The 1,145-nt window shown below is 43.4% G+C and carries 2 protein-coding genes; both read right to left on the bottom strand.

The features are described from left to right. The coding region (gene larC, locus AC1DVB_RS27445; RefSeq protein ID WP_477591992.1) for a nickel pincer cofactor biosynthesis protein LarC at positions 1 to 842 on the bottom strand (842 nt) is incomplete at its 3' end. After that, positions 823 to 1,145 (bottom strand): AIR carboxylase family protein (locus AC1DVB_RS27440; RefSeq protein ID WP_477591990.1); only part of this gene is annotated, 323 nt, incomplete at its 5' end. The genes AC1DVB_RS27440 and larC, both read right to left, overlap by 20 nt.

Below are 1,145 nucleotides of genomic sequence, written 5' to 3'. Positions count from 1 at the left end.
CCATAGCCAATCGATTCGACAGTCATAGATGGAAGCGAGCCAAAATTTCCAGCTAAAACCGCAGAGATTGCAGCCCCGGTCGGCGTTGCTAATTCAGAACGAATATCGTTTGAGGCAATCGGTACCCCCTTTAATATTTCAAGAGTGGCAGGTGCAGGAACAGGATATATTCCGTGATCAATATGTATATGTCCAGATCCCGTTGGAATGGCTGATGACTGAACTGATACAATACCTAGCTGATCGATTAAAATTGCAGCCCCGATTATATCTATTATTGAATCTACCGCCCCTACTTCATGAAAGTGTACTTTTTCCAGTGGAAGCCCGTGTATATGTCCTTCCGCTTCACCAATCTTCTTAAAAATGGCGAGTGACATGTTAGCTACCGATTCATTAAAGTTCGCCTCATTGATAGCTTCTACAATTTGTTTGTAGGTACGGCTGCCGTGATGGCTGTGAGGTACATGGCTATGGTTGTGTTCATGTCCAAGACTGTGCTCGTATTCATGACTGTGACTGTGTCCATGACTGTGCTCATGTTCATGATTGTGAYTGTGTCCATGTCTGTGCTCGTGTTCATGACTGTGACTGTGCTCGTGTTCATGGCTGTGGCTATGTTCATGTGTTTGGTCTGATTTACTGGTAAGAATGACATCAAATTTGGTACTCGTAATGCCATTTTTGACGACCTTCCCCCATGACAGATTATATTCTTCATCCATGTTCAACTTTTTTAACTCTTCTTCCATTTGTACAGGGTCTGCACCTGCATCAATCAACGCACCAATAACCATATCTCCGCTTATGCCGGAAAAGCAGTCAAAATATAAAGTCCTCATCACAATTGACCTCCTTTTTATGTACAAGCTTGTATATAATCGCTGCATTGTAGGCTGCACCAAATCCATTATCTATGTTCACCACACTTACACCAGATGCGCATGAATTGAGCATTGATAAAAGGGCCGATAAACCGTTAAAATTAGCACCGTAACCAATACTTGTCGGCACAGCAATAATTGGATTCGTGACAAGACCTCCTAACACACTTGGAAGTGCCCCTTCCATTCCCGCGACACAAACTGATACGGTAGCACCCCTTATTTCGTCTATATTATCAAGGAGCCGATGAAGCCCGGCAA

The organism is Peribacillus sp. P4_D6 (assembly GCF_056401795.1).
This window is presented reverse-complemented; position numbering and strand designations above follow the sequence as displayed.